The organism is Mobiluncus curtisii subsp. curtisii ATCC 35241, from assembly GCF_000146285.1.
GTDB lineage: Bacteria > Actinomycetota > Actinomycetes > Actinomycetales > Actinomycetaceae > Mobiluncus > Mobiluncus curtisii.
On sequence record NZ_GL385912.1, the window covers coordinates 1,586,183 to 1,611,876 of the forward strand.

Genomic DNA, 25,694 nt, shown 5'->3' on the forward strand with positions numbered 1-25,694 from the left:
AATTGTTACGTGAGTTCATCCGTTTCTTCCTCAGACCTAAACAGTCTATCGGTCCTGCCTTGGAAAGGTCGACTGAATTTTCGTGATCGCCTCGCATTAGCGGCGGGCAGAGGTGCGGCGTGGCTGTCCCGAGTCACCCGGCGAGGCAGCGGTGGCATGATTGGCGGTCGGGTAGCGTTGCGGCTGCAGCCTAAGATTCTGGAGCATTTGGCGGCAGATCGGCTTGTTGCTTTGGTCACGGGTACTAATGGGAAAACAACAACTACGCGAATGCTCAGCGAAGCAGTCCGGGCGGGAGGCGTAGCTGTAGCTTCAAACCGTGGCGGAGATAACATGACTCCCGGAGTTGTCGCGGCTTTGATGTCGAATCCGCGCGCTGGCGTGGCGATTCTGGAAATTGATGAAATGCACCTGGAGCTGATTGCGAAAGCAACTCGCCCGCGGGTTATCGTGTTGTTGAACCTCTCACGTGATCAGCTGGATCGAGTGGGGGAAATCGCAGTTATTGAAAAACGCATCCGTCGCGCTGTCGATGAAAATCCACAAGCCTACGTGGTCGCCAATGTGGATGATCCTCTGATGACCTCGGCAGCTTGGGATAGCGCGCATCCCGTCTGGGTCGCGGCAGGCAAAGGCTGGAATGGAGACTCCTTGACAGCGCCTCGAACCGGCGGAGCTATTATTTATTCTCCGGATGAATCGGACGCGACCACTGGAAAACCACCTGAACTCGCTTCCGGTCTCGACCGGGATGTGTCGTGGCGCTCGATTCCAGTCGAGGAACTGCTGGCTCATGAGGTGCCTTGGGACAAGCCCCCGACCCAGTCTGAGTTTGCTCGGCCTCACCCGAAGTGGATTTGGAAAGCCGAGAGCTACCAGCCCGGTGTTCCTGTGCAGCTAATCGATACCGGCAGTGGGCAGGAAACAACCGCGACGATACAGCTCCCCGGTCGAGCAAATCGTGGCAATGCCCTGCAGGCTTTCGTGGCAGCGAGATTACTGGGCGTGGAGGTCTCCGCTGCTGCTACCGGTATCGCTCAAGTGAAAGATGTGGCAGGGCGTTACGCTAGTTTCAGCGTGGATGGGCGCCATGTGCGGATGCTGTTAGCAAAGAATCCGGCAGGATGGATGGAATCTCTGACGATGCTGAACCCGCAGGCTGAAATCATCGTGGGAGTCAACGGTCAAATTCCCGATGGAACCGATTTGAGCTGGCTGTGGGATGTGAATTTTGAATCTTTAAGCGGAAAAACCGTGGTCGCTACCGGCGAACGTGGCGCTGATTTACAGGTGCGTTTGAACTACGCCGACATTGAGACACGTTGGGCATCGACAGTTTTGGATGCTATCGAGATGGTTGCGCCCGGTGAAGTTGATTTATTGTTGAACTACACAAGTTTCCGTGATGCACGGGCTGAATTTGTAGCACGAGGGTGGTTGCAGTGAACGAATCGACGTTGCGTATCGGGATCTTAATGCCCGAAGTATTGGGTACTTACGGAGACGGCGGTAACGCGGTGGTGCTGGCGCATCGAGCCAAATTGTTGGGCTATCAATCTGAGATTGTTCACGTGAGCTGCACTGAGGCAATCCCGGAGAGCCTGGATATCTACACTTTGGGCGGTGGGGAAGACGTTGCGCAAACCATTGCCTCTCGCCGCCTCTTAACCGACCGCGGATTGGAACGAGCGGTACAAAAACAAAAACCCGTTCTCGCGATATGTGCAGCATTCCAGGTTCTAGGAACTTGGTACACGGACGCGGAAGGCAGACGCACCGAAGGGGCAGGATTGCTGGACGTGGTGACTCTGCCGCAAGGAGCGCGAGCTATCGGAGAATTAATCAATTCCCCGAGCGGTTTACCGTTGGAACGAGAACTGAGTGAACCCCTGACTGGTTTTGAGAATCACGGGGGCGCAACCCTCTTGGGTCGGGACGCATCCCCATTGGGATTCGTGACCTCTGGCATCGGTAACGGTCAGCCGGGGGTAGCTCCGGGACTGGCAGACGGTGCTAGTGCAGCAGCCGGTGTACAGCAGGGGCGTGAAGTCAGCCGGGAGATTCCGGAGGGCTATCGTGTCGCAGAGGACGGAAAACCAATGGAAGGTTGCGTGCAGGGTTCTATCATTGCGACCTATCTGCACGGTCCGTGTTTGGCTCGAAATCCGCAGCTGGCTGACTTGCTGTTAGCCCGCGCCTTGGGAATTCCCCTGCCCCTGGCGGTACCGGAAATTCCTGGATTGCAACGTTTGCGTCAGGAACGTTTAGCCGCGATTAAATAAAATCTTCCGGGACAAATTCGCTCAGCTGGATAGCTCCGATACGGGGCAGTGGTGCATTGAAAGCGTGAATCTCCCGTTCTAAATCCACGATTTTTAGACCGCTTTCCTCGAGAGTGCGCAACTCGCCGGAGAGGAATTCTTCAAACCCGACCACCGTAACGTCGTGGTCGTTGCGCAGCAGACTGCGCAATTGAGGTTCAAAATCACCATCGTGAGAAACTAATACCACATTTCCGTATTCTTGTTTGTCGATAGCTTCTAAAGTGCGCTGAATCCCCACGTCAACAACCTTTTCATCCCTTTCAGAAGCAAGCGGAATCGGTTGGTAATTCATCGCCAGTAGGGCTTGGACAAACGTCATGGGCATGTGCGCGGACGCATTTAGAAAGAACAGCCCTTTGGTTTGACCCGGAAAGGTTTCCGAGACATAGTCGCGGACACGATCCCAGCGGGGGCGTTCGTCAGGGTCGGGACGACGTCCCAAGACGCTCAGCCCTAAGGTTGCGTCGATGTTTTCTCCATCGACTAAAAGGTAAGTCGTTTCTTCTTCAGGAATTTGCAGCTTCATTGAGTTTTTCTTTACTTACAGTATTTATCTTTAAATTTTCAAAATTTGAATAGCCGGGACTTCCAAAAGGTATCCCGATATTTTCAGACTTCTCAGCATCCTATAACTTTTTTAACTATGTCGTTGGGCGGATAACTGCCCTAAAAAACAGTTTTGACCCGGAAACCGGGTCAAAACAATTATCAGAGGACTATTTAGCCGGCGTGGGGAAAGCCTCCGGTATCCCACTGCCCAACTGAATCAACATCTCCGCGCTTGTAGAAAGCATCGTCATCCCGATGAGCGGTCCTTGTGGGAGCTTCTCTCGCGCCTGGGCGATAAGTTGCTCGCAGCGAGCCAATTCCAGTTCAATCTGCGGGTCAATGCTATTGCGACGCAGCATTATATCTGTGCGCAGCAGCTCCAGATGCTGCTGCTCCCACTCTAAACGCAGCGGGAATTGTCCTTGTAACTGAGCCAAATCTTGCGCCAAAACCGAAGTGCCATAGATATTGAACAGGTTGGCTTGCAGACCACAGAGCTTGCTCAAAGCCTCGATGGGATCCCCTTCCCCGACCAGAGCCTTCTGGGCTTTTTCCATAGTTCGCAACGTAATGGCGATTTCCTGACCACTTGCTTCGGGATCATAGGTCCGGACGGTTTGCACATTCGCGTTCAATGTTTCCAACATGTTGGAGAGGTGCTCTTTGGTTTCAGATAGAAATGCACCGAGCTTGGTGATGTGTTCGAGGGCGAATTCGGTCTGAGTGATTGCTCGCTCAGAACCGCGCGCATAACGAATTGCAGTTTTGGCGTCCCCTTCTTGCAAACACTTTTGCCCGGAAAAAATTCCTTTGTAGGCAGCTTTTAGTAGCCGTTTCGATTGACTTAGATTGGCGCTGGCATGACCCAGATTCGCCTGGGGATAGTCGGCTTCTAGCTGTTTTTCCACGATTTCAACCTGTGCCAAAGATTTCCGAGCTCGGTTCCAGGCAGCTGCCAACCGGTTGAGGGAAACCTCGACCTGGTCAGGATTGTAGCGACGCTTCGTGAATTCGAGTACCTCAGCGGACAGAGTCTGTTTAACCTGTTGAGCCGAATCCTCAACTTGCCCGGCCTCCTCGGAGCTGACTAAATCTGCTCCTGCAAGCCAGTTCATCAGGGCATTGGCTTGCTCTCGAGAGAAATCCAAGGTGGCGGCGAAGTTAGTGGTTTCCGCCGGTCCAAAGGCTTCCACGGAAGCGTGCAAGTCCTCTGCCGCCGCAAAAATCGCCTTGTTCAAATCGTGTACAGCGTTGAGACCCCGTTCGTAGCTGACCTCGCTTTCAGCGGCTGCTGCTTCATCGAAGAGCATCTCTGGCTCTGGATAGGTCGGGGCTTCCGGCTGAATCTGTTCCGGTGGTGCGGCTGTCGGCGCAGCTGCAACGTAGGTATCTGTCGGCGTTGTCTCGGGGGTATCTCCAACCGCAGCAGGGGTGTCAAAAGTTGTGACGGGCTGAGTAGCGTTTTCCGGAGGCACTGTATCTGTGGCAGTTGCGGGGGTAAATGTCGCGTTGCCTTCAACCGAGCTGTCTTGATTGACTTTCTCAACCCCGTCAAACTTCGCGCTGTCCTGAGTTTTCGCTGCTGTACTGTAGGAATTCCGCCGATAAATCGCGATAGCCAAAGCCACTGCCACCAACATTGCCAAAATCAGCATGAGGATGAACCAGTTGTTGGTGGAACTTCCTGAAACGTCGGCGTTATCCGCGGGAGCTGCCGGACCAGATTTCGCCGACATGGCGAGATCCATCAACTGTTGGACGAAAGAACTCACTCCTGACGCGTAATCGCCGTTACTCAACTGATAAGGCAAAACCTGCATAGCCCGGTCGCCAGCTTGGGCACTATTGATAGCTGAACCAGCGGTAGAAGAAGCCGCAATCTCTCCGGCACCGTCGGCATTGGGATTATAGGCAATGGAGAGGAGATAAGAATTAGCTTGTAAATGCGAAAGTTGCATCGTTTTTTCGTTCCATTCGCGGGGAGAGAGCTCACCGAAATCAGGGACGATAGCGATATAGACCGACATGTTAAAATTCTTGGCGGCTTCAAGAGAACTCTTCACCTGGTAGATACCATCGTCGCCCAGCTTGTTATCGGGGTCGTAAATCTGACTGCTCGAAACATCCAGGGGATCAGCGGCGGGTTGGACAGCAGGAGAAGCCTGCGCGAAGTCCGCCGGAACGAACCCCGCCATCACTAAAATAAAACTCACCGCGATGAAACGAATTCTTGAGAACACAGTAACTTTGCTACTTTCTTCCAAACAGAACAAACGTCACCTACAACTTTATCTCAGCTGTGGCTTACAGTTAGACTGGTTGGGTTGAGAACTTTGCCGAAATCGTTAGATTTACGCGGTAAGTGAACCAAGATTTACAGAGGAGGACAAGTGCCGAGCGGGAAAGTGAAATGGTACGACGCTGTCAAAGGCTTTGGTTTTGTAGCTGGAGCCGACGGTGAAGAGGTATTTCTCCATGCCTCGGCTCTGCCTGAGAACGTGGTGGACCTGCACCCCGGTACCAAGGTTGAATACTCGGTAGTTGACGGCAAACGTGGTCGTCAAGCCATGAACGTAACCGTAGTTGAAAAACTTCCCTCCGTAGCGAAAGCACAACGTAAAAAAGCTGCTGATATGGTGCCTATTGTGGAGGATCTCATCCGGATTCTCGACGATGCCTCCGGAAATCTGCGACGGGGGAAATATCCCGAGAACGGGAAACAAATTGCCAAGATGCTGAAAATCGTGGCGCAGTCTTTCGAAGCATGAGCACCTCCAGAATGAATGAACTAAACCAAGAAGTGACACGAAGGAACTTTTGATGGCTCAAAAACAAACCCAGGCTACCAAGCCTGCGGAGACTTTGGAGCTTGACTCCGTACTAGCAAAACAGTCTGACCTGGCTCGTAACGCCCTAAAATCCATCACGAAAGACACCGAAGTGGGGGAGCACCTGCGGGTGGAAGCCACTGGTCAACGGTTGGTGACGCATTTTTTCCAGTGTCTGAAACCGGGATATAAGGGTTGGGTCTGGGCTGTCAGCCTGACCCGAGTTCCACACGGACGGATTGGGACAGTGTGCGAAACGGACCTGTTGCCGGCTGAAGGTGCCTTGCTGGCACCCCCGTGGATACCCTGGTCAGAGCGGTTGGAGCCCGGTGACTTGGGGCGAAAAGACCGCACTCCCTACAATCCCGACGATCCGAACCTTGACCAAGGATACGAAGCCACCGGGCAAGACGCTGACCAGCTGGCTCTGTGGGAATTGGGACTGGGACGCAAGCGGGTCCTGAACCGTGAGGGGCGCAATGCGGCGGTAAAACGCTGGCTGCGTGATGTACATTCGCGTACCGAGCTGGATCGTCACGGTAACCCGCCGGAAGACCCGTGCTCTACCTGCGGTTACCTTTGGAAAATCAGCGGTTCGCTCCGGCTGGAATTTGGTTTGTGCACCAATGCGTGGAGCCCTGACGACGGACATGTAGTGGCGATGGACCACACTTGTGGGGCACACTCCGAAACTGATGCGGATTTGACCCCCAGTACGTTACCGGTAGGACGGACCTTCCTGGATGACAAATCTTTGCAGGAACTCGATCCGGATGAGATTACCCTTTCGGGACAAACCGCGGATGCCTAAGCCTGTGACGTTGCGTTTTGGTTTATCCTCATGGAAACAGCTAGCGTTAAGCGGTGAGCAACAATACAATAAAAACTGCAAACAAATCCGCAAAGAAAACCGCTAAGAGTTCCGCCCGCACCAGCGGCGGAATCGCAGGTTTTTTTGAACTCTCCGAGCGTAAATCTTCCGTAAGGCAAGAAATCCGCGGCGGTCTGGTGACCTTCTTTGCGATGGCTTACATCCTGGTCGTCAACCCCTCCATCCTGATTGCCGCAGCTGGCGCAGGTGGAGCTGAAAATGTCACCCCTGCCTCTATCGCGGCTGGAACTGCCCTGGTCGGTGGCTTGATGACCATTCTGATGGGGTTGGTAGCAAACTTCCCCCTGGCTTTGGCGGCTGGCATGGGACTGAATGCGATGGTGTCATTTACCCTGGTGCTTGGTCCTTTCGGGCTGTCCTTTGGCGAAGCGATGGGGCTTATCTTTTGGGAGGGCGTTGTCATCACGCTGCTGGTGGTCACCGGTTTCCGTGAAGCTGTCTTTAATGCCGTTCCCAGCCAGCTGAAAGTCGCCATCTCGGTCGGTATTGGTCTGTTTATCGCGCTGGTTGGTCTCATCAACGCGGGAGTCGTGCGTCCCGGCGGGACTCCGGTTCAGCTTGGCATCGGGGGATCCTTTGCCGGTTGGCCGATGGTGGTATTCCTAGTCGGTTTCGTGGTGATTTTGGTCCTCTACATTCGCAAGGTTCAGGCTGCCATCCTCATTGGGATTGTGGTGTCCTCCGTTTTGGCGGTCATTCTCCAAGCAATTTTGAAAATCCCGCTGATGACTGACCAGACCGGCAAGGTCGTCAACGAAACTGGCTGGACCAAGAACGTCCCTGCTTTGCAGGGCTCGCCCGTGCAGCTTCCTGATTTTGCCACTTTCGGTCAGATTGACTTTTTCGGGGCGTTCACGAAGCTTCCGGTTATCTCAGTGCTACTGCTGATTTTCTCCCTGATGCTGGCAGACTTCTTTGACACGATGGGCACTATGGTCGGTGTCGGCGCAGCCGGCGGTTTGCTTGATGAGAAAGGCAACCCGCCGCGTACCTTCCAAATCCTGCTGATTGATTCTCTGGCGGCTATGGCTGGCGGTTTGGGCGGTGTGTCTTCGAACACGTCCTATGTGGAGTCAACCTCCGGCGTCGGTGCTGGAGCCCGTACCGGTTTGTCCTCCGTCGTAGTGGGGCTGTGTTTCTTGCTGTCCATGTTCTTTGCCCCGCTGGTAGAGCTGGTGCCGGCAGAAGCCTCGTCGACCGCCTTGGTCTTTGTGGGATTCTTAATGATGACTCAGGTGGCAGACATTGATTGGAAGAATGCTGAAAATGCAATTCCGGCATTCTTGACTATTGCCATGATGCCTTTCTCATACTCGATTACTGCCGGTATCGGGTTTGGCTGCGTCGCTTTCATCATCATGAAGTTGGCGCGCGGTAAGTTGAAAGAGATTCACCCCTTGATGTGGGTCGTGGGTCTCTTGTTCGTTGTCTACTTTGCCCTGGGACCCATTCAGGCGTTGATTTCCTAACGAAGTTTCCCAGCAAAAGACCCGGTCAAGACATTGACCGGGTCTTTTGAGATTTCGGATTGTTTAGAGGCGCTCGATGACGTAGTCGAGACAAGCTAGCAGTGCTGCCGTGTCGGCAGGGTCAGTAGAGGGGAAAGTACCGATGCGAAGTTGGTTGCGTCCCACGGCACGGTAGGGGCTGAGGTCAACAATACCGTTGGCGCGCAAAACCTGGAGCAGGACTGCGGTATCCACAGAAGCATCGAATTCGATGGTGGAAACAACCGGGGAGCGTTTTACCGGGTCGGCAACGAAGGGAGCGGCGAAAGGCTTCGCTTGCGCCCAGGCATAAATCGCTTCTGAGCTGGCGCAAACCCGCTGGTGTGCGTCCCGGAGCCCGCCGAGACTAGCTAACCATTGCAGTTGAGAATGTAGCAGCTCTAAAGTGGCAATGGCGGGCGTATTCAAAGTCTGATTCTTGACAGAATTTGCCACCGCAGTTTTCAAATTCAAAATCGCGGGAATCCAGCGGTCCGCAGACGGCGCGTCGGCGATTTCACTGGCGCGTTCTACCGCTTGTGGTGAAAGGAAAGCGAACCACAGCCCGCCATCTGACCCCAGAGCCTTTTGCAGAGAAAAGTAGTAGGCGTCAGTCTGAGTTAAATCGACGGGCACAGCGCCGGAAATGGAAGTCGCGTCAATCAACACCAACTGATCCGCGTGACCCACGCGTTTCACGGGAGCTATCGCCCCGGTTGAGGTTTCTTGCTGCGGCCAGGCGTAAACGTCTGCCTGTTCGGAAAGCTGCGGGAGGGTGGAGTCCCCTAACTCGGCTTTGGTGATTAGTGATTCCTGCAAGAAAGGTGCGCCAGAAGTCTCTTTGGCGAACTTTTCCCCAAAAGAACCAAAGACGGCATGAGAGGCGCGGTGTCTCACTAAAGATGCGGTGGCAACGGCCCAGAAAGTGGTGGCTCCGCCATTGCCGAGGGCTACCGTGTAATCGGTGGGAACCTCAAAAAGTTCACGCATCCGCGAGATACAGTCGGCTACCAGATTCTTTACCGGGGGCTGCCGATGAGAAGTTCCCATGAGAGTCGAACGCCCCAAGCAATCTAACTGCTCACGACGAATCAGGGTGGGACCACAGCCAAAACGACCGTCCTTAGGTAAAAGTTCGGTAGGAATCTTTAGGTTCGCATATTCACTCACATTTCGATTATGCCATCACCCCCAACTGGTCGAACAATCTGCATCAGCCCGCCCCAGGACCCTTGTGCAGAAAATATGTGGAAACCCGGAAACTGACTGAGAAAGGAACCCGACTGGAGAGATGCCCGAAAGTTGAGATTTTTGATAAGTTAGAGAGTGTTCTCGGCGGTGTAGAACCTGACTGTTGCTGAGAAGTCACGATGCAGAAAGAATCACGCGAATGAGCGAAATGGTCGATACCACGGAAATGTATCTGAAAGTCATCTACGAGATGATGGAAGACGGAGTGGCTCCGCTGCGAGCGCGAATCGTGGAGAGATTAGGGCATTCCGGACCGACGGTCAGCCAGACCATCTCCCGTATGGAGCGCGATGAGCTGTTGAGTCTGGAAGACGACCGAAAAATTTCGTTGACTGAACAGGGGATGCGTGCAGCCACTGAGGTCATTCGCAAACATCGGCTAGCGGAACGTCTCTTGACTGACATTATCGGTTTGCCTTGGTATGAGGTTCACGATGAAGCCTGCCGGTGGGAACACGTCATGAGTGAAAAGGTCGAGTCTCTACTGTTGACACTGCTGAAAATGCCGGAATGCGATCCCTACGGTAATCCGATACCCCGCCGAGTGAAGAACTACAAGATCTTTGACCCTACTGTTGAAGGATCTACTCTGGATTCTTTCTGGCGTCGCCACCCTGACGGAGGAACGGTACAGATTGGGAGAATCGGAGAGCCGGTCCAGGCTTGCGAGGGCGTTCTTAAGAAATTAAGTGAAGCCAAATTGTTACCTGGTTCTAAGGCTACACTCAGGTTTGATGACAACGCTGAAGTTGCCGCGCTTTTCCCTGAAAATGCAGGCAAAAGTGGAGAAAAAGACGTGCCGGTCGTGGCGATTCCGCGTGACCTCTTCAAGCATTTTTTCATAAAGCTATAGGCAAAAAGTGCCCAATTCTTGTCAAAAGAGCCGGGAATTGTTATCCAAATGTGACATTTGAATTTCTTTGGTGTAGTGTTAGGAACACGTTCTGGGGACGGGTTGTGCCGTTCGGAATCTGAACTTGAAATCAGGCCTTCAAGGAAAGGGACAAGGTTGGCTAACACCACTTCTCGGGCTCGGCATCGTGCTGCCACTAAGCCCGTTACACCTTTGGATTCTCTGAAAACCATTGACGCAAAGAAGGGCTTCGTAGCCGCAGCCTCCGCCGGTTTGGCGTTGGGCACCGTTTGGGCAGGTTCAGCTATCGCTGCTCCCGAGGGCACAGATGCCCCTTCACAGGCTAAAGTACCGGTCTCTGCCCAGGTCGGCGACGCCGTTGCGCAGGCACACCTCGCGGTTGCTGCCAACCCGGTAGTCACCGCCCCGGAGAACGTGGCGTGGACCGAGGGTCAAGTTGAGGTGCCGGCGCAGCAGCAACAGGAGCAAGCGCAGAGCACTAACAATCAGGGGACCGCTGCTCGCAGCACCCACCGCGCCGCAGTTTCTGCCGCTCCGATTTCCATTCCCGCTAATATTGCCGGCGGTTCTATCGCGGACATTGCCCTGCGTTACCAGGGCGTGCCCTACGTTTATGGCGGAACTACTCCTAACGGCTTTGATTGCTCCGGTTTCGTTGGTTACGTATACAACCAAGCAGGGATTGCCCTGCCGCGTACTTCGTGGGCACAAGGTGCTTCCGGCAAGCATGTTTCCGCCGGGGAAGCCCAAGCAGGCGATATCGTTTACTACGGCGGTCACGTTGGTGTCTACCTCGGTGAAGGCAAGATGGTGCACTCCCCACGACCTGGTGAGTCCGTGAGGGTTCAACAGGTTTACGGCAACCCTGAATACGTGCGCATCGGACAGTAACTTTCAGACTTGGGCGAGTGGAGTCGGGAATTCGGCTCCACTCGCTTTTTATTGCTGCCAGTCTGCTGTGGAGAGAGTTTTAAAAACGCACTGAAAAAACAGTAGACTTGATGACGTTGCCCTCGTAGCTCAGTGGATAGAGCAACCGCCTCCTAAGCGGTAGGTCGGCCGTTCGAATCGGCTCGGGGGCACTTCGTTTAATCTTGGTCGGGCAGAGTCGGCATTCCCAGCAGCAATGGCTGGTTTGGGTTAGAACAACAGCTAGTGGGGGAGTCGGCCACCGAGATTTCGGGTAGATCCGCGCCTAGCTTACTAAAGTCCAAATCACGCCCAGCGTTGATTTTTGCAGTCGAAATCATGAGTTTAATCCGATTCAGCTGGTTCACTGCCGAAGCTCCAGGGTCGTAATCAATTCCGACGATATTTGCCTGGGGATAACGGTTGCGCAACGGTCGAAACATGCCCTTGCCGACGATGTGGTTAGGCAGGCAGGCGAAGGGCTGCACACAAATGATATTCGGGCAGCCACTTTCAATCATGTCCACCATCTCAGAAACTAAATACCAACCTTCTCCTGCCTGGTTGCCCATGGACGCGATGTCTTGGGAACGCTCATACATATCCATAATGTTGTGGGAAGGCAGGAATTTGCCGTTGGTGGCTGACATCGCCTTGTTCACCGTTGCGGTGTATCGGCGCAAAAGCCACAGTGCCAGTGGTTTCGTGAACCGGGCGAGGGGGTTTATCCCCAGGTGCTCCCAGTCCCATTTACCGTCTGCAAGCGTGTATTCAAAGAATTGCAGCAGACCGGGCAAGACCGCTTCGCAGCCTTCGTCTTCGATGGTTTGTACCGCATGGTTATTGGCGTAGGGATGGAATTTGACCAGTATTTCTCCGACGATTCCGACCCGCGGCTTGCGGGCAATGTTCAGCAGGGGAAGGGCATCAAATTCACTTACGCATATCTTCGTGAGCTTGGCATAGCTGACATGCCCGAAACCGTCGACTCGTTTTCCGCTCGAGGCAAACCAGTCGCGCCACAACGCGTTCCAGCGCTCATAAAGAGCCAGCGCCGAGCCTGGATCCGCCTCGTAGGGTCGGACTCGCAGCAGCATCTTTTGAATAGCGTCGCCGATGACCAAGGCTTGAATAATTCGATGATAAATCGGAATCGTGAACTTAAATCCGGGGTTTTCTTCCAGTCCTTGCAGGGACATGGCAATGACCGGGACCTGCGGGTATCCGGCATCTCGCAATCCCTTACGCAGCAGCGAAGCGTAGTTTGTCGCCCGACACATCCCGCCGGTCTGGCTCATGGCTACGGCAGTTTGATCCGGGTTGGCTCGTCCGGAAACAAATTCGTCGATGAGCTGCCCCAGCACCACCAGTGAGGGGTAGCAGGCATCGTTATTGATGTACTTGAGCCCAGTTTCCATGGTTTGCGCGTCGACAGTCTCCAGCAGCCGAATGTTGTACCCTTTGCGTTTCAGGATCGGCTCTGCCAAACGAAATTGGATGGTCGCCATCTGCGGCACCAGAATGGTATAGCCGGCATCTCGCATCTCTTTCGTGAACGGGGGTGCCTCGTAGACATGACCCGCAGGATTCTTGCCGGCACTATGGAGTACAGATAGGGGACTGGGCACCCCCTCCGGGCGGGTAGAGCTGGCAGGGAAGGTAGCCACGGTCGCTGAGGTGAGAGCTTCACCAGCGACCTGATGATGGTTCTCAGCAGTCTCGGGGGAGGGGTTGGGTAGAAAACTCACGTTGACACTGCCGGTACTGTCTACGTTCGCGCTGCCGGTCAGACCGGCGACACTGATGTTGCCGTCCGGGCGTTTAGAGCGTCCTGTGCGCTCGATAGCGGCCGCGGCCAGGGAACGTAGACGAATGGTTGCTGCTCCTAGGTTTGAGACCTCGTCAATCTTGAGTTGGGTATAGATGTCGTTTTGGCCTTCCAGAATTTCTTGGACCTGTTCTGCGGTGACGGCATCGAGACCACAACCAAACGAGGTCAGCTGCACCAGCTCTAAATCTGGTTCCGAGGCAACTCGGGCGGCAGCCTCGTACAAGCGAGAGTGATAAGTCCACTGGTCGCGCACCCGCAGCGGGCGTTCCAGACGTCCGTCAGCGATAGAGTCCTCCGTCAGCACCGCCATGCCCAAGCTGACAATTGCCTCGGGAATTCCGTGATTGATTTCCGGATCCAAGTGGTAGGGATGACCCGCTAGGACCACACCGCGTTTGCCATGCGCGCGCATCCATTCCAGGGCCAGACGACCCTGCTGACGAATCTCGTCTTTGACTCTCGCGCCCTCGGCGTAGCCGGCGTGAACCGCGGCGGTGACCTCCTCAATAGTGGCATTCCAGTCAGCAAATACTTCAGTCAGACGTTTTGCCACGAATTCTGGATTCGCCAGGTTTAAGAACGGTGAGATGAAACGAACTCCGGGGGCATCAAGACCTTCCACGTTGTGACGTAGCGCTTCGGGATAGGTGGCGACGACCGGACAATTGAAATGATTGTCTGCCTGGAAATTACGGGGTATGTTGTAGCTCACGCAGGGGTAGAAAATTGTTTGTATCCCTTTTTCTAGTAGCTGCTCAATATGCCCGTGGGCCAGTTTTGCCGGATAGCAGGTATTTTCCGAGGGAATTGATTCCATTCCCTGTTCAAACAGATCGTGGGAGGACCGTCCCGAAATCATGACGCGAAAACCCAGCTGGCTCAAAATTGTGAACCATAGCGGATAATCCTCATACATTCCCAAAACGCGAGGAATGCCGATATCCCCGCGAGTGGCTTTGTCTTCGGTCAGCCGGCGATAGGCGAACAGCCGGCGATATTTCCAGTCATAGAGGTTTGGAACCTCGGACTTTTGAGGTCGTTTTTCCAAGCTAGCGCCGCGTTCGCAACGGTTGCCGGTGACATGGCGGGATCCGTTAGCGAAGGTAGAAATCGTCACCTGGCAGTGGTTTTGGCAAAAGTTGCAGGTTTTATGGGTGGTTTCAACATCGAAGGCATCCAAATCCGCCAAGCTTGCCAGAGTGGATTGTGCGGTGGGGTCATCGTGCATTTTGGCGCTCAAGGCCGCCCCGTAGGCTCCCATCAGACCGGCGATATTGGGTCTAATCACCTCACGTTTCGTCAGTAACTCGAACGCCCGCAATACGGCATCGTTCAGGAAAGTACCTCCCTGCACCACGACCTTGTCACCCAAATCTGAAGGGTCTTTTAGCTTGATGACTTTATACAGAGCGTTACGTACTACCGAATACGACAGCCCCGCGGCGATAGCCCCGGTATCGGCGCCTTCTTTTTGGGCTTGTTTGACCGAAGAATTCATAAACACGGTACACCGGGTCCCTAAATCTATCGGATTGGGGCTCTGCACCGCGGCGGCAGCAAACTCCTGTACCGTGGTACTCATTGTGGCGGCAAACGTTTGCAAGAACGAACCGCAGCCGGAAGAACACGCTTCGTTGACTGAAATCGAGTCGACACTGCCGTCCTTAATCTTGATGAATTTCATGTCCTGGCCGCCGATGTCCACCACCGAAGTTACCCCCGGAGCGATACGGTTTGCCGCCCGATAGTGAGCCATAGTTTCCACGACTCCTTCGTCCAGACTCAGCCCGGTCTTTATCAGGCCTTCACCGTAACCGGTAGCGCAAGCGCGTCCGATAGTGGTGTCTGCTGGAAGTTCCTGGTGAATTTGGCGGATAATCTCGATGGCCGCTCGGAGGGGATTCCCTTCATTTGAGGCGTAATGAGAGAAAACTATGCGGTCTGTCTCGTCGATAACTACCGCTTTGATGGTGGTGGAACCGGCGTCAATCCCCAGCCAACAACGACCTTGCGCTTCATTCGGGTCTAGGGACTGGATGCAATCGCGCCGGTGGCGCTGACGAAACTCCGCCAGCTCGGCATCGTTTTTGAATAGGGGGCGCATCCGGGTCGATTCATGGATGACTTTAGCCTGCTTCAGGCAGTCAATCAGGACTTTCAGGCTTTCCGGGGTGGCAGCTGGACCACCCGCGCCTCCTCCGTCTGCCAACAAAGCACTGCCTAAGGCTACAAAGAGTTGCGCGTCGGGGGGCGTGTAAAAGTTTTCGACTTTTGGTAGCAGCTTTTGGTAAGCCTGGCGCAGCTCCGGCAGGAAATGGAGCGGTCCGCCGAGGAACATGACCTGACCACGAAGAGGGCGACCGTTAGCGAGACCCGCAATGGTTTGCGTGGCTACCGCTATGAACACAGAGGCCGCAATGTCTGCGTGGGCGGCGCCCTGGTTCAACAACGGTTGAATGTCGGATTTTGCAAAAACGCCGCAGCGTGAAGCGATGGGGTAAATGGTCTGGGATTGTGCCGCAAGTCTGTTCATTCCCTCGGCATCGGTGTCCAGCAGGGTCGCCATTTGGTCGATGAATGCCCCGGTTCCTCCCGCACAAGACCCGTTCATTCGCTGTTCGGGAGTCGGATGCAGATAGGTCAGTTTCGCGTCTTCCCCGCCCAGTTCGATGATGACGTCAGTTTGCGGGCTGTGTTGACGCACAGCTTCGGTTTCTGCAATGACTTCCTGGACAAAGGGAACCCGCATAGAGTTCGCGATTTGCAGACCGCCCGAGCCGGTGACTGCGGTTTGGACGGTAACGTCACCCAAATCGATGAGGACATCTTCCAAAAGCTGGGTTAGCTCACGGCGAACATCTGCTTTGTGTCGGCGGTAGTCGGCAAAGACTTTTTGTCCTTGAGCGTTGAGGGCTACCGCCTTTACCGTGGTGGAACCCACATCGACTCCGAGGCGGATGATGTTCGCGGCACTAACACTCATACGATGGGCCTCAATTCATTTCCTTGCCGTGCTTGGTAGGAACCTATCGAGACAACCGAGAAATTTTAACGTGTTGAAATTAGAATAATATAAAATGCGAAATCCTTGAGTTCACCTCGAAAACAGGTGGAGAGTTGGCGGAATCGTTATTGAAACTTGAACAAATAATTAAGTAACGTGAGGTTTGTTAAATTGGTCAAGAGTGTGAATTTAGTCCGGAGAGGTCCTTCGGGACCGCGAGGAGAAACGCGAGAAAGAATCCTGACAGCAGCCCATGCGGCATTTACCGAACTGGACTATAAACACGCTACCTACCGCGAAATTGCTCGTCGTGCCGGAGTGGATCCGGCGCTCATCGCGTATTACTTTCGTTCCAAGGCTCATCTGTTGCGAGAATCGCTGGCTTTGCCGGGAGATCCCAAGCAATTGATGACAGCGGCGTTGGTGGAGGGTCCTCCAGAAGAAACCGGACACCGTTTGGCTGCCACCATTTTGAATACTTGGGAACAAGCCGCTACGGCGGGAACTCTGGAGACGTTGTTTAACCTGCTGCTGCAAGATTCGGCAACCCAGCAGACCTTTGCGAACTATGTGGAAAATCAAATTATGGCCAGCATTAAGGAACAAGTCGGGACAGATTTGGATTTGGCCATAGAGCTGATGTTGAGTGCAATTCTGGGGGTTTTGCTATCTCGCTATGTGGTAAAGCTGGAGCCTCTCGCCTCTATGAGTCGTGAAGACCTGATTGCAGTGCTGGGAACGGTGATTCAGCGCCTGCTGGGGCAGCTGGAAACTGTGGGGTAATCCGGGTTGTGAGTTCCCATTTCCTCCGCTAGATTCACCCACTTTTGGCGCGCCATCGCTGAATTGTGCCATATTTCACCTATCGTGGATATGTGGAAGAAGATTTGGAACAGCCGGTACAAAACCCCGGAGAAAGTGCGGCAAATTCCGAGCCCGCTTCCTCTGCGCGCGATGATGCTGCCACCGAAGTCCTACAGTCTGTAGCAGTCGATTCGGTTCAGGAGCGTCTGACGCGGTGGGCTGAAGAAGCCTCGGCTTCGCCGGGAGCTCAGGGGCTACGTGACCTCGATACTCTGCAGAACCTTCTTGATTTGACGGGGGCGCATCCGGCGGGAATAGCTCAGTTGTATGGTGGTCGACTGACAAAATTATCTTCATTACTGCGTGACAACGCTGTCTTGGGAGCCGCTCGGGCAGTGATGAGGAAACTAGACGCCGAAAAGAAATCCTCAGTAGCGCGCAGCGGGCTGTACCCCACCAATCTGGTGATTGGGGTAGCTAATTGGACACAATTGCCCCCTTTTAAAGAATCTGAACGAGGCACTCGCCCCGAACTCAGTCATTTCAAACTGGAAAAATTTAATCTGCCGGTTCTGATGCGTCCGCTGGAGCTGGAGGCGATTGACGGAGACTACACCTTAAAAATGGGCGGGTCCGTCGTGATAAATCCGGTTCTGGTGAAAGCATTTCGTGACCGTCATATCGATTGCAATCCCGAAGCCATAATCGCCGCGAGCTTAGAAGACGGTCGCCTGAACGTGACCCCAGCTCTGGAAGCGATTCGCCGAGCGGGACAAGACTTTATACCAGGATTTGATCTCAAAGAAAATTTGCTGGTTGCCAATCTGGGAGTCTCCAGTGCGGTACTCAGCTCAGATTGGGATGCTATCCTCCCGATGGCTGGCAAGAATCCACTGGTCAGAGCCTTCGCCGGAGATAAATCGGCAGCTGCTGAGCTCTTGGAACCATTGCCGGAGACCAGCCCGGCAGACCGGGATCCGGATTTGGAACGCGGCATCGGAGACTTGGACGTGAGCCAAGCCCGAGTTGTGGAATTGATTGCCAGCGGACGTTCTATTTTCGTCGATGTTCCTCCGGGAGCGCCCGGTGCCTCTACCGTACAAGCAATCCTGGCAGATTGCGGGGCCAGCGGGAAACACGTTTGCTACGTACCGGGAGGGCGCCGAATTGGTAGAGTCACAGTGGACGGTATGCAAAAGACCGGATTGGGCAGTTTCGTATTGGACCTAACCGGGGCTAGTGAGTGGCTCAGCGGGCTCCGCGACCAACTGTTGAACGAAGACACCGCTTATCCACAGCCGCCAGTACCGGTGACCGAATTGGGTGACGCTCACGAAAGGCTGCGGCAAACCCGAGACAAACTGAGCGCTTACACCCAGCGTTTACATGTGGTACGTGAACCGTGGGGAGTTTCCGCCTATGCGGCGTTGCAAGCCCTTGCGGATTTAACCAGTGCGCAGCCGGGGCCGCGCACGAAAGTGAAACTGGAACTTGCCGATGACGAGCATTCCAGCAAAGAGGGACGCGAACGGGCTCGGGAGCTGCTGACCCGAGCTCAGGATGCCGGTCTCCTTGAGCTGGAATTGCAGGAATCCCCCTGGAAAGGCGTGGTTCTTTCGACCGAATCAGATGCCCAGGATGCCATCGAAAAGATTCATGCGCTGGCAGACGGTCGTCTGGAAACTCTGCATCAGGAACTGGAACGAGTCAGTGAAGAAACTGGATTGGTTCTCCCCTCAACCCTGAACGCCTGGAAAGAACAACTGGGAATGCTGGAGGGAGTGGCGCGCTCCTTAGATATTTTCCAACCCGAGATATTTGCGCATTCAGCAGCGGATATGGTCATCGCTACTGCCAGCCGCAAATGGCGGCAAGAGCGCTCCTTACCGATGAAAGGCAAGGACAAGCGAACCCTGATAAAGCAAGCTAAAGATGCGTTGCGTCCGGGGGTTGCACCTCAAGATTTGCACGCTGAACTGGTACGAGTCCAAAGTTTTCGTGACCTGTGGCGTCGTCACGCGCTGCCGGGCGCTTGGCCACGAATTCCACAAGAATTTGAGGCGGTACGGGAACTGTCGGCGCAGGTGTTCGCCGAAGTCGCGGCGCTAGCCCCCATTCTCAGCCAAGTCACCTCCCCCGAAGGGACGAAACCTGAGGAGGTGCCGCTGTCCGACCTTTTGAATTTAGTAAAATCCTTGGACAAAACGACTGACCAGGCATTGCGACTGCCCCGGCAAGTGCAGCTGCTAAAGGAACTGAAAGAGTCCGGTTTGGGACCGCTTCTCGATGATTTACGTGCGCGGCGAGTTCCTGCTGATTTAGCTTTAGCAGAACTTGATTTGGCATGGTGGTCAGCCATCTTGCTAAAGATTCTGCAGAGCGATTCGGTCCTGGCAGGTATCGATGGGGCAGCTATGCACGAATTGGCAGATACCCTGCGTTCCTTGGATTTGGCGCAAATTGAATCGCTACCGTACCCCGTGTCCCGAGCCATGCACGAACTTGCCAATCAAGCACGTCAAGCCCAGGCTTCGACCGCTGAGGTCTTGCAATCCGTGCTCGAATGCGGGGATACGGCGGCGCTGTCTGATTTTCAAAGTTTTGCTCCCCTAATTCGCCAACTGCGTCCCGTCTGGGCACTTTCGCCGTACCTGCTGGCTCAGATTTATGGAAGTTCCACAATCGAAGTTTTAGTGTTGGATCATCTGGATTTTATGAGCTTATCTCAGGTGATTCCGCTCATCGCGCGGGCAAAGCAGCTGGTAGTGCTCGGCGATTCACGGCGTGGCTGGACTGGATTCACTCAGCTTGCCGCAAAAGTCCTGCCGGTAGTTTCGCTGCGCTGCGATTTGGGCGAGCTTTCTGAGCAGGTTGCCTTGTTCCTGGCGAGTCACGGTTACGGTGCGGCCGTGGCGCCCGTACCGTCTCCGCGTCCGGCTTCGCTGGTGAAACTTCACGTGATAAGCGATTCAGAATCTCATCTGGCGCGGGATGGCTCACCGGTAATTTCACGAGGCGAAATTTCACGCGTGGTGGAGTTGATTTTGGATCATGCTCTGAACCGTGCCTCGCAATCCCTGGCGGTAGTCTGTTTGAACCCCAGGGGAGTGACGCGAATTCGTTCTGCCTTGAACGATGCTTTGGTAAAAGTACCGCAGGCGCAGGATTTTTTTCACAAGGGGAGTGGACGGGAGCCTTTCGTCATCGTCGATTCCGCAGCGGCGACCGGGCTGCGCCGAGACGTAGTGATTATGAGTTTGGGTATGTCCAAGACTCCGCACGGGCGCGTGCAGTTGAATTTTGGTCCAGTTTCTGGTCCTTCCGGAGTTGCCCACGTGGTCGGTTGCCTGGAAGTGGTGCGTCAACGACTCGAAATCGTCAGTGCGTTTAGAGCCAATGAGGTTGACGTGTCCAAGATTAGTGAGCCGGGGGCTCGGATGCTGGTGGATTTGTTGGATTCCGCCGATAACCCAGAAGGCATGGAACGGGCTCTCACGACCCCGGAATCTTTTGAATCCGAACCGGACCGCCTGCTGGTGGATTTAGCGGAGCGTCTGTGGCGGGCAGGTCTGACAGTAGTGCCTCGCTTCGGATTCAAAGACGGAATTCAGATTCCCCTGGCGATTGGTTCTGCTGAACTGCCCAGTGAGCTGCTGGTAGCAGTTTTGACCGACGACGACACTTACGTGAGAGAACCTTCCTTGCGCAGACGGGAGAGGCTCTGGCCCGCCCGATTAGAAGCGGCTGGTTGGAAAGTCATCACCTGTTACACCATGGAAGTTTTTGCGAACCCTGCCGCGCAGGCGGCAAAGGTCCGACACGCGGTGGAAACGGCTTTGACTAGCCGAAAAGATGCGCTTTCGGTTCCCCTCATCGCGGCTCCGCAAATCGAAGTTCCTGAAGAATCAAGTCGTCCTAAAACTGTACTGAATAGTACAGAATCGCCCGCAGCGGAATCTGTTGCGCCCCGAAACTCCGAGGAGACCCCTGCTGAGGATAACGCCAACACTAACCCCGAGGACCGGGAGTCAGAAGAAAAAAATCCCGCTGCCCCGAATTTGCGCGTGGTTGGAGCTGCCCGTGGTCCGCGACCTCCGGTCGCAAAAGGACTGCCTTTGGCGGCTTATGGGGATGACCAGCTAGATGAACTGTTGGAATGGATTCAATCCGACGGGGTGGAACGTAGCGAGGATCAGCAGGTGAACGAATTGCGGGAAACCTTAGAACTTTCGCGTCGCGGCGCTCAAGTCGACGCCGTGCTACGTCATGTAGTCCGTAGGCGTAACGCGGCCTTGTGAGGAAAATGATGGAACAGAACAAACCTACGCCACGAGACATTTTTGCTGTCCAAAAGGTCGAGCCTGAACCGAAAAAGGAACGTCAGCGGATTCGCCGTCACCGTCGTGCCACCTATATCTCCCGGCAAGACGAAGGCAAGGACAACCCCTTTGCGATTCCTGGCGGTGGAAGTGTGGAGATGCCCCCGGAAACGCCGGACGAAATCGACGAATCCAACGACAAGCGACTGCAAAATGACATTCCCCCGCATTTTGGAAAGTTGTAGCCGCGGAATTCGCTACCTGCGCACTACGAAGCTAAGGTCATGGTCGGTCTTGGCAGCGATGACTCGACGGGCTTCGTCCTCTGGTGCTGCCAAGTAAGCGATAGAGGCAGAGTTTCCGGTCCCCAAAAAATTCTCCGAGACAGCCTTTACGCCGACCACTCTGGCGTTGGAAGCTAACAGTTGCCCATCCACGTTTCCCCCGGAACACCAAATTTCTACCGACTGCCCGGTCTTGGAAAATCCTGCCACCGCGGGATCGCTAACTTCGATAGCGAAGGCAACTTCTCCGGTTCGCAGATCCTCCACCGCGTTTTCTACCAGCAATGCTGGTTGCAGTACCGTTCCCGAAGTCAGACTCACCGCAGCAGTCTTCCCGATGACACGGTCAGCTTTTTGAAAGTGATCCTGGGGAACAGCGGAGGGGGCGAGGGCGGAAAGCCTCACGTCCTGGGCAGTGATTTCGCAGCCTGCACACACTTCGTGTTTGACTACCACCACGGTGGCGGCTGCTTTTTCAGGTAAAAAGAGCGTCACCGCAACGAACACTGCCAAGATAGCCAGTCCTGCGGCGAGGGGATAACGCCAATTCCAAAAACGATTTATGGTCATGAGCCCACGCTAGGAAGAACGCAGACATTACGCCACTACCGTGGCTACCTACCTGTGGAAAACCCAATCTTCACCACCCTTGTGGAAAACTCTCAGAATTTCAGTAAAAGAGCAGTTCAAGGGAGTAATATGGGGGAATTAAGCGGGCAAAATTCCGGACTTTTGAAACTCAGAATCTTTCAATTTGAAACAGCAGGAGGGCGTTAACACGCCGGTTACCGGAATGTCGTATTGGTCCGTGGGGAGGATTAGTTCCCGCTGCAATTCATGGGTGTAGCACATCGCGTAGATAGGGGTTTGTTTCTTAACATAAGGTAGAGCTCGGTCATACCAGCCACCGCCTTGACCCAAGCGATTTCCTTGTCTATCTACTGCCAGAGCAGGGGTGATGACCAAATCCACTGCGGCTAGGGCGGAGGAGTCTAAAGCGTCCCCGCTAGGTTCCATCGGTCGGTTTGGCGATCGGTTGGCTAAATCGTCGCGACCGGCATAAAAAGCCCAGTCACGGTTTAGCTTGGAACCAAGCTTTGGCACCAACAGCCGCTTTCCTTGTTGATAAAGCGCCTCAATCAAATCCAAGGTGGGAGGCTCTTTCTTAACTGAGACGTAGCAGGCGATGGTGTGAAAATCGGCGGCGAACTCCAGCACTCGATCCCTTATATCCTGACCAGCTTTTGAAACCTGGCTGTCACTGAGTCGGTCTCTGGCTCCGCGAATGAGTTGCCTTAACTGTTGCTTAGCGTCTTCGGGTTCCTGCCCACGCAAATCAGGTAGGTTTAGCTCCATCTCATGCACCTTAACATTGTGCCTTATTTACGTTGATTTATCTTGTTATTGCACCAAGATAGATTAGGCTTGATTTATGAGTTTAGAAGTTAGGTGCTCCGTCATCCCTGCTGCCGGGAAGGGAACCCGGATGTATCCTCTGACCAAATCGGTCCCCAAAGAGCTGTTTCCCCTAGTGGATCGACCGGTAATTATGACCGTGATTGATGAGGCTCTCCAGTGTGGGATTGAGCAGTTTCACGTGGTGACCAGTCCACGAAAGGCAACTCTGGGAGATTTTTTTACCGATACCGGCGACGAGTCTGATTCGCAGGATTTGCCCTTGCCCCAGGTTGATTTGGTGATGCAGGAACAGGCTAAGGGGCTTGGTCATGCCGTTCTGCAGGCTCGTGATTCTGTCGGGGAACAGCCTTTTGTGGTGCAGCTTCCGGATGATTTGTACCACCCGGAAGATCCCTTGCTGCAAACGATGCTGGATGTGCACGCGATAACCGGAGGGTGTGTGGTAGCCCTGATGAAGGTTAGTGTGGCGGAAGCGAAACTTTACAGCTCCGCACGGGTCGAGTCGGTTGACTTGGGAGCGGCAGCAGCGGGACACGAAGTGTTCAAATTGGCTGACATTATTGAGAAACCGGATGCGAATCAGGTTCGTTCGCCTTACGCCTTGATGGGACGTTACGTGTTGAGTCCTGGCATTTTTGAAATTTTGGAACGTACTGCTCCGGGGCGCAATAACGAGATTCAGCTTACTGATGCGCTCGCGACTTTTGCTGAAATTCCTGCTCATGAGGGAGGCGGAGTGTGGGGAGTTGTCTCCCAGGGACGCCACTTCGACACCGGCAATTTGACGGGATACTTGCAGGCGCAAATGGAGCTTTCCCTGGAGAACCCCGATTTCGGTGCTGAGCTTCGGAAATTTATGCGGGGCTTAGTTGGCACTGATGAATCAACAGTGGTCAAAACTCCTCCGGGAAAATGTCGCGAATCAGGTCAGAAAGGCAGGCGCTGACTGATGCGTTCTGTGGGAGAACATCTGAATCTGTGCCTGCTGGCAGCTGAGCCGTTGCCGGAACTGGCGGTACCCCTGGAAGATGCTGTGGGTTGTGTGTTAGCGGCGGACATTATTGCCGATTCCAGCCTGCCTGCAACTGACTTGGCTGGGGGGGACGGCTACGCGGTCCGTGCTCAGGATGTGGTCCACAGTCCCGCAATCTTGCCTGTTACCGCGGATATTCAAGCGGGAGATACCGTGTGGACCCGATTGGTGCCAGGCAGCGCAATTCGGATTGCTTCGGGGGCTCCGCTGCCCCCTGGAGCTGATGCGGTTGTCCCGGTGGAATCAACAGACATGGGGATTTCCCAGGTGACAGTCAACCAGCCGGCGTCCCCAGGGTCCGATGCAATGGTTATTCCCAGCGGTATTGATGTCCCTAGCGGTGCGACGGTACTGCGTGCCGGTCAGCGTTTAGACGCGCAAAAAATCGCTTTATTAGCGGCTTTGGGCAAGGGGCGAGTGCGGGTGCATCCGCGAGTTCGCGTCGTGATTTTGAGTATTGGTGATGAACTTGTTGAGCCGGGAGCCCATCGTGAACCGGGTCAGGTTAATGACGCGAATGGTCATAGCTTGGCGGCGGCTGCCGAGGAAGTTGACGCGAAAACTTTTCGGGTGATGGTCACCGATGAGCGGGCGCGATTGCGCGAAACTATTGAAGACCAACTGGTGCGTGCTGACGTGATTGTCACTACCGGAGGTCTGTCCTATGGTCCGGCAGATACTGTGAAGGACGTACTCACTCCTTTAGGCGCCGTGCGCTTTGACAATGTGGCGATTGCACCGGGGCGTCAGTTGGGTGTCGGCAAGCTGGGGGAGGTTCCGATTTATTGCTTGCCAGGTAATCCGGTGGCTGCCCAAGTTGCCTTTGAAACTTTTGTGCGTCCAGCGTTACGAAAGATGGCAGGTTGGTCGAACTTGTACCGTACTTCGGTGTCGGCAAAAATGTCACGAGGTTGGGTTTCTCCCGCAGAACGCCGCGAGTTCGTCCCGGTGATTCTGACCGGAAAGCCGGGAGAATATCGCGGGGAAGTGTTGGGTTCGCATCCGCAGGCTCGCCTCGCAGCTTTGGCTTTAGCCAATGCATTTGCGGTGGTGCCGGAGGATGTTACTGAGGTCAAACCGCAGCAAACTTTACACTGCATGGTTTTGGAATGAGCGTTACAAAATGCGTAATTTGCGAGGTGAAACGGTTTACCCCGGCTCGTTTCGGCGAGTCATCATCCGGGAGGAAGACCTGAAACAACGGGGTCTACAGACAGATTTCGATTGGCTGGAAGTACGCCAGTTGAAAGGGCGAGATTTCTTAGCCATCGAAAAGCTGCGAATGGCGGACCGGTCTTGGTTGGCACCCTGGGAAGCTGGAGCGCCACCAGGGCTGGGACATCCGGTCAGCATCGACGAATTCGTGAAAGATGCCGCGCGCACCGCACGTCTGGGACAGGGATTGTATTTCGGTATCGTTGCAGAAGGGCGTCTGGCTGGTCAGATTTCGCTTAGTTCCGTACATCGGGGGGCAGAGATGAGCGCTGCCCTGGGCTATTGGATTAATTCCCGCTTTGCCGGTCGGGGGCTGACTCCACTGGCTCTAGCTATGGTCATCGATTGGGGTTTTGCGTCCTACGGTCTGCACCGGTTAGAAGTGAACATTCGACCGGAAAACCGTCCTTCGCTGCGTGTTGTGGAAAAACTCGGGCTGCGCTATGAGGGATTGCGCCAGCGTTTTCTCTACATTGATGGGGCGTGGCGAGATCATAGTTCCTTCGCGATTACCACGGAAGAATGGCGTCCTGGTGACATGGTGGCGAGGCTGGAGACGACGCTCGAGACAACGCGTCAGCACGATAATTCGCCGTCAAAATAATTAGCGAGGTACTGTTAAAACAGTTATTGGTGTGACAACTGTTAACTGCTGAGAATTCTGCTGTTGG

General features: G+C 54.4%; 19 protein-coding genes and 1 tRNA gene. 14 read left to right on the forward strand and 6 right to left on the reverse strand.

The features are described 5' to 3' along the window. Positions 1-54 precede the first annotated feature (54 nt). Together HMPREF0574_RS06905 and HMPREF0574_RS06910 are read left to right on the forward strand one after the other, a co-directional pair. Positions 55-1,446: a MurT ligase domain-containing protein gene (locus HMPREF0574_RS06905; RefSeq protein ID WP_236585978.1), complete on the forward strand. Its 1,392-nt coding sequence runs from the start codon at positions 55-57 to the stop codon at positions 1,444-1,446. Next, a complete protein-coding gene (locus HMPREF0574_RS06910; RefSeq protein ID WP_004008011.1) occupies positions 1,443-2,282 on the forward strand; it encodes a type 1 glutamine amidotransferase in 840 nt (279 codons plus the stop codon). Before HMPREF0574_RS06905 ends, HMPREF0574_RS06910 begins: the two co-directional genes overlap by 4 nt. Here HMPREF0574_RS06910 and HMPREF0574_RS06915 read toward each other — a convergent pair. Continuing rightward, positions 2,275-2,850, reverse strand: coding sequence for an NYN domain-containing protein (locus HMPREF0574_RS06915; RefSeq protein ID WP_004008012.1), 576 nt, complete (start codon positions 2,848-2,850; stop codon positions 2,275-2,277). The two genes, HMPREF0574_RS06910 and HMPREF0574_RS06915, sit on opposite strands and share 8 nt — an antisense overlap. Before the next feature lie 190 nt (positions 2,851-3,040). Continuing rightward, positions 3,041-5,086, reverse strand: a complete 2,046-nt coding sequence (locus HMPREF0574_RS06920; protein WP_236585943.1) for a TPM domain-containing protein — start codon at positions 5,084-5,086, stop codon at positions 3,041-3,043. Between the two features lie 177 nt (positions 5,087-5,263). Here HMPREF0574_RS06920 and HMPREF0574_RS06925 point away from each other — a divergent pair, with 177 nt between their 5' ends. From HMPREF0574_RS06925 to HMPREF0574_RS06935, 3 genes are read left to right on the forward strand one after another with little or no spacing between them, the layout of a single operon-like run. After that, the gene (locus HMPREF0574_RS06925) at positions 5,264-5,641 is read left to right on the forward strand and encodes a cold-shock protein (protein WP_004008014.1); all 378 of its coding nucleotides are present in this window, start codon (positions 5,264-5,266) and stop codon (positions 5,639-5,641) included. A gap of 52 nt (positions 5,642-5,693) precedes the next feature. Continuing rightward, positions 5,694-6,512, forward strand: a complete 819-nt coding sequence (locus HMPREF0574_RS06930) for a DUF3027 domain-containing protein (RefSeq protein WP_004008015.1) — start codon at positions 5,694-5,696, stop codon at positions 6,510-6,512. A 53-nt stretch (positions 6,513-6,565) separates the two neighbouring features. Then, the gene (locus HMPREF0574_RS06935; RefSeq protein ID WP_004008016.1) at positions 6,566-8,062 is read left to right on the forward strand and encodes an NCS2 family permease; all 1,497 of its coding nucleotides are present in this window, start codon (positions 6,566-6,568) and stop codon (positions 8,060-8,062) included. A 63-nt stretch (positions 8,063-8,125) separates the two neighbouring features. Here HMPREF0574_RS06935 and serC read toward each other — a convergent pair whose 3' ends face one another. Continuing rightward, a complete protein-coding gene (serC, locus tag HMPREF0574_RS06940; RefSeq protein WP_004008017.1) occupies positions 8,126-9,250 on the reverse strand; it encodes a phosphoserine transaminase in 1,125 nt (374 codons plus the stop codon). Between the two features lie 220 nt (positions 9,251-9,470). Here serC and HMPREF0574_RS06945 point away from each other — a divergent pair, with 220 nt between their 5' ends. The 3 genes from HMPREF0574_RS06945 (at position 9,471) to HMPREF0574_RS06955 (ending at position 11,287) form a co-directional block, all read left to right on the forward strand. Then, the gene (locus tag HMPREF0574_RS06945; protein ID WP_004008018.1) at positions 9,471-10,184 is read left to right on the forward strand and encodes a metal-dependent transcriptional regulator; all 714 of its coding nucleotides are present in this window, start codon (positions 9,471-9,473) and stop codon (positions 10,182-10,184) included. A 156-nt stretch (positions 10,185-10,340) separates the two neighbouring features. After that, positions 10,341-11,096, forward strand: coding sequence for a C40 family peptidase (locus tag HMPREF0574_RS06950; protein ID WP_236585942.1), 756 nt, complete (start codon positions 10,341-10,343; stop codon positions 11,094-11,096). Between the two features lie 118 nt (positions 11,097-11,214). After that, positions 11,215-11,287 (forward strand) — tRNA-Arg (locus HMPREF0574_RS06955). A gap of 6 nt (positions 11,288-11,293) precedes the next feature. Here HMPREF0574_RS06955 and HMPREF0574_RS06960 read toward each other — a convergent pair. After that, positions 11,294-15,928, reverse strand: coding sequence for an acyl-CoA dehydratase activase-related protein (locus tag HMPREF0574_RS06960; protein WP_004008020.1), 4,635 nt, complete (start codon positions 15,926-15,928; stop codon positions 11,294-11,296). 204 nt (positions 15,929-16,132) lie between these two features. Here HMPREF0574_RS06960 and HMPREF0574_RS06965 point away from each other — a divergent pair, with 204 nt between their 5' ends. The 3 genes from HMPREF0574_RS06965 (at position 16,133) to HMPREF0574_RS06975 (ending at position 21,317) form a co-directional block, all read left to right on the forward strand. Beyond that, positions 16,133-16,732, forward strand: coding sequence for a TetR/AcrR family transcriptional regulator (locus tag HMPREF0574_RS06965; protein ID WP_236585941.1), 600 nt, complete (start codon positions 16,133-16,135; stop codon positions 16,730-16,732). Positions 16,733-16,824: 92 nt separating this feature from the next. Further along, positions 16,825-21,051, forward strand: a complete 4,227-nt coding sequence (locus tag HMPREF0574_RS06970; protein ID WP_004008022.1) for a hypothetical protein — start codon at positions 16,825-16,827, stop codon at positions 21,049-21,051. 8 nt (positions 21,052-21,059) lie between these two features. Continuing rightward, positions 21,060-21,317: a hypothetical protein gene (locus HMPREF0574_RS06975; RefSeq protein WP_248612671.1), complete on the forward strand. Its 258-nt coding sequence runs from the start codon at positions 21,060-21,062 to the stop codon at positions 21,315-21,317. 12 nt (positions 21,318-21,329) lie between these two features. Here the strand turns inward: HMPREF0574_RS06975 and HMPREF0574_RS06980 are convergent, their stop codons facing one another. Both HMPREF0574_RS06980 and HMPREF0574_RS06985 read right to left on the reverse strand, forming a co-directional pair. After that, positions 21,330-21,926, reverse strand: coding sequence for an SAF domain-containing protein (locus HMPREF0574_RS06980; protein ID WP_004008024.1), 597 nt, complete (start codon positions 21,924-21,926; stop codon positions 21,330-21,332). A 138-nt stretch (positions 21,927-22,064) separates the two neighbouring features. Further along, positions 22,065-22,712 (reverse strand): 5-formyltetrahydrofolate cyclo-ligase, encoded by a 648-nt coding sequence (locus HMPREF0574_RS06985; protein WP_004008025.1) that lies wholly within the window; start codon positions 22,710-22,712, stop codon positions 22,065-22,067. Between the two features lie 76 nt (positions 22,713-22,788). Here HMPREF0574_RS06985 and HMPREF0574_RS06990 point away from each other — a divergent pair, with 76 nt between their 5' ends. The 3 genes from HMPREF0574_RS06990 to HMPREF0574_RS07000 are packed head-to-tail and all read left to right on the forward strand — an operon-like array spanning position 22,789 to position 25,627. Beyond that, positions 22,789-23,721, forward strand: a complete 933-nt coding sequence (locus HMPREF0574_RS06990; protein ID WP_004008026.1) for a UTP--glucose-1-phosphate uridylyltransferase — start codon at positions 22,789-22,791, stop codon at positions 23,719-23,721. 3 nt (positions 23,722-23,724) lie between these two features. After that, entirely contained in the window at positions 23,725-24,921 is a 1,197-nt protein-coding gene (locus HMPREF0574_RS06995) for a molybdopterin molybdotransferase MoeA (RefSeq protein ID WP_004008027.1), read from the forward strand. Between the two features lie 10 nt (positions 24,922-24,931). Next, positions 24,932-25,627, forward strand: coding sequence for a GNAT family N-acetyltransferase (locus HMPREF0574_RS07000; protein ID WP_004008028.1), 696 nt, complete (start codon positions 24,932-24,934; stop codon positions 25,625-25,627). The last annotated feature ends 67 nt before the right edge of the window (positions 25,628-25,694 follow it).

Coding starts and splice junctions, on each gene's coding strand:
- HMPREF0574_RS06915 (WP_004008012.1), bottom strand. CDS start 2,850: ATGAAGCTGCAAATTCCTGAAGAAGAAACGACTTACCTTTTAGTCGAT.
- HMPREF0574_RS06930 (WP_004008015.1), top strand. CDS start 5,694: ATGGCTCAAAAACAAACCCAGGCTACCAAGCCTGCGGAGACTTTGGAG.
- HMPREF0574_RS06945 (WP_004008018.1), top strand. CDS start 9,471: ATGAGCGAAATGGTCGATACCACGGAAATGTATCTGAAAGTCATCTAC.
- HMPREF0574_RS06960 (WP_004008020.1), bottom strand. CDS start 15,928: ATGAGTGTTAGTGCCGCGAACATCATCCGCCTCGGAGTCGATGTGGGT.
- HMPREF0574_RS06975 (WP_248612671.1), top strand. CDS start 21,060: ATGGAACAGAACAAACCTACGCCACGAGACATTTTTGCTGTCCAAAAG.
- HMPREF0574_RS06980 (WP_004008024.1), bottom strand. CDS start 21,926: ATGACCATAAATCGTTTTTGGAATTGGCGTTATCCCCTCGCCGCAGGA.
- HMPREF0574_RS06985 (WP_004008025.1), bottom strand. CDS start 22,712: ATGGAGCTAAACCTACCTGATTTGCGTGGGCAGGAACCCGAAGACGCT.
- HMPREF0574_RS06990 (WP_004008026.1), top strand. CDS start 22,789: ATGAGTTTAGAAGTTAGGTGCTCCGTCATCCCTGCTGCCGGGAAGGGA.
- HMPREF0574_RS06995 (WP_004008027.1), top strand. CDS start 23,725: ATGCGTTCTGTGGGAGAACATCTGAATCTGTGCCTGCTGGCAGCTGAG.
- HMPREF0574_RS07000 (WP_004008028.1), top strand. CDS start 24,932: ATGCGTAATTTGCGAGGTGAAACGGTTTACCCCGGCTCGTTTCGGCGA.